General features: G+C 73.4%; 3 protein-coding genes and 1 pseudogene. 1 reads left to right on the forward strand and 3 read right to left on the reverse strand.

What is annotated here, in order from left to right:
* From ACWEBX_RS38795 to ACWEBX_RS38805, 3 genes and pseudogenes are all read right to left on the reverse strand, one after another.
* Positions 1-82, reverse strand: a pseudogene (locus ACWEBX_RS38795) (chorismate mutase); the annotation flags it as partial.
* 66 nt (positions 83-148) lie between these two features.
* Positions 149-925 carry a hypothetical protein gene (locus ACWEBX_RS38800; protein ID WP_451889412.1) on the reverse strand — a complete coding sequence of 259 codons (777 nt, stop codon included), beginning with the start codon at positions 923-925 and terminating at the stop codon, positions 149-151.
* Between the two features lies 1 nt (position 926).
* Entirely contained in the window at positions 927-1,454 is a 528-nt protein-coding gene (locus ACWEBX_RS38805) for a sigma-70 family RNA polymerase sigma factor (protein WP_451889413.1), read from the reverse strand.
* Positions 1,455-1,759: 305 nt separating this feature from the next.
* Between ACWEBX_RS38805 and ACWEBX_RS38810 the strand changes: the two genes are divergently transcribed.
* Positions 1,760-2,779, forward strand: a complete 1,020-nt coding sequence (locus tag ACWEBX_RS38810; protein WP_451889414.1) for an aspartate-semialdehyde dehydrogenase — start codon at positions 1,760-1,762, stop codon at positions 2,777-2,779.
* The last annotated feature ends 113 nt before the right edge of the window (positions 2,780-2,892 follow it).

The following is a 2,892-nucleotide window of genomic DNA, read 5'->3' on the forward strand; positions in this document are numbered from 1 at the left end:
TGTCCAGTTCCTGCGCGCAGATCAGCGGGACGTCGACGATGCCGAGCTTGCGCGCCGCCGCGGCCGGGAAGTCGCTGTGCACCCGGCCTGCCGGCCCGGCCGCCGTCCCGGGAGCCGGCCGGTCACCCGGCCCGGCCCGCCCCCGGTGTCACTGCTCGCATCCCATGCCCCGGGACTCGGGCAGCGCCTTGACGATCCAGGAGCGGTCGCGGGCGATCTCCTGCTCCCCCGTGGTCCAGATGTCGGGTGTCGAGGCGCGCCGCTGGATGGCGACCAGCACCTCGTCGCCCCGGCGCAGCCGCGGGTCGACGTCCCGGTCCATGAGGAAGGTGACCTCCTTCTCGCCCGTGGCCGGCTTGTAGTAGTGGAAGACGTCCAGGGTGATCCGGTCCTGTTCGGTGCCGGGGACCGCGGCCACCTTCGTGACCGTGCCCTCCGCGATGAGCCGGGAGCAGGCGATGTAGCCGGGGGCGCTGAGCGAGGGCGCGCTGCCGCTGTCCGCCTTGGCACCCGCGGCGCTCTTCTCGTCCGCCCCGCCGGATCCGCCCTGCGTGACCAGCCAGCCCAGCCCGACGACCATCGAGGCCACCGCGGCCGCGGCGAGGGTGCCGGCCCCGACGACGAGCGCGCGCCGATACCCGGAGCGCTTCCCCGGAGTGCCCCCCGGACGCCCGTCGCCCGACCTCCGCGGCCCTCGGGGCCTCTTGGCCCCCCTGGAACTCCGGGACCCACGGGCCGGCTCGGCGGTCCTCCCGGCGTCCGCCAGCGCGTCACCGATGACGACCAACTGCTCCCGGAGCACGTCCACGTCCGCGGCGGCCGACCGGTGCTCGGCCATGAACACGACGTCGTCGCGAGCGCCCTCGGGCAGTTCGGCGTCCGTGATCGCGGCCAGCAGCGCGTCCACACCTTCGTACTCGGCCACGTCACACCACCTCGTCCTCGTGCAGGCGGGCGCGCAGCGCGCGGACCGCCGTGTGCAGCCTGCTCTTGACCGTGCCCTCGGGTACGCCGAGCTCGTCGGCGATGTCCCGCACCGGCAGGTCGGCGTAGAACCGCAGGACGAGGACCTGACGCTGGGCGTCGGGCAGTTCGTCCAGGCCCTGGGCGACGGCCAGCGAGAGCACGCTGGACTCCTCGTCGGAGGGCTGCTCCAACTGGCGCAGCGAGGCGAGCCGCTCGCCCAGCCGCTCCTGCCGGCGCTTGGCCCGGTGCCAGTCCATCGCGAGGTTCGAGGCGACGACCGCCGCCCAGGCCGACACGTCGCGCGGCGCCTCGTCCCCCTTGGCGGCCCGCTCCAGCAGCCGCAGCCGGACCTGCTGTACCCCGTCCGGCAGGTCCGCCTGCGGCACCCCACCGAGCGCGAGCACCGCCCGTACCCGGCGTTCCTGCGTCGCGTCCAGGGGGTCGTCCGCCCCCGGTGCCCGACGTGGCTTTCTGCGCAGCACAGCCACCCCTCCCCTCCCCGCGTCCCCTCTACGACGCCGGCGCGGGTGAAAACGTTCGGCTCGAATCGAGTCGTACGTCACACCGGGCACGCATCCATGACCGGGACGCACCGTACGGCTTGCGGTTCCCCCGTGTCGCCGGGCGATTTCTTCGTACCCACGCGCCCGGCCGCCGCAGGATCGGGCTCCCGCGCGCGTGGGGTCGCGTCCCACGCTGTGAGCCGCGCGACGAAAGGATTGGACACGCGGGCCCGGGTGAGACGCATGATGGAATCGCTGGACCACGTAGAACGCACGTCAAGGGAGTCGCCGTGAGGGTCGGAATCGTCGGAGCCACCGGGATGGTCGGCACAGCCATGCGCAAGATCCTCGTCGAGCGGGACTTCCCGGTCGAGGAGCTGCGTCTGTTCGCCTCGGCCCGTTCGGCCGGGACGGTCGTCGACGGCGTCACGGTGGAGGACGCGTCCACGGCGGACTACTCGGGCCTGGACATCGTGCTGTTCTCGGCGGGCGGGGCCACCTCCAAGGCGCTGGCCGAGAAGGTCGCCTCCCAGGGTGCCGTCGTGATCGACAACTCCTCTGCCTGGCGCAGGGACCCCGAGGTCCCCCTGGTCGTCTCCGAGGTGAACCCGCACGCGATCGCCGACCGTCCCAAGGGCATCATCGCCAATCCGAACTGCACGACGATGGCCGCGATGCCGGTCCTGAAGCCGCTGCACGAGGAGGCGGGCCTCCAGGCGCTCGTCGTCGCCACCTACCAGGCGGTATCCGGTTCGGGAGTCGCCGGTGTGGCGGAGCTGCACGGCCAGGCGCTGAAGGTCGTCGGCGAGGCCGACGGGCTGACCCACGACGGCGAGGCGGTCGACTTCCCCGAGCCGCAGGTCTACAAGCGCCCCATCGCCTTCAACGTGCTCCCCCTCGCGGGTTCGATCGTCGACGACGGTCTGAACGAGACGGACGAGGAGCAGAAGCTGCGCAACGAGTCGCGCAAGATCCTGGAGATCCCCGCCCTCAAGGTCTCCGGCACCTGCGTCCGCGTCCCGGTGTTCTCCGGCCACTCCCTCCAGGTGAACGCCCGCTTCGACCGCCCGATCTCCGCCGAGCGCGCCACCGAGCTCCTCGGCGGCGCCCCGGGCGTCGTCCTCTCGGACATCCCGACCCCGCTCCAGGCCGCGGGCAAGGACGCCTCGTACGTCGGCCGCATCCGGCCGGACGAGACGGCCGAGAACGGCCTCGCGCTGTTCGTCTCCAGCGACAACCTCCGCAAGGGTGCCGCGCTGAACGCGGTCCAGATCGCGGAGCTGGTGGCGGCCGAGCTCAACGAGGGCTGACACCCGCGTCCCACCACACGCCCGAGGGGGCGGGGCCCCGCCCGGGGCCCCCCCCCCGGGGGGGGGGGGGGGCGGAGGGGGTGCAAAGCGGGGGGCCCGCGCCCGGGCCCCCC

The sequence above is a fragment of the Streptomyces sp. NPDC005070 genome, from assembly GCF_053600395.1.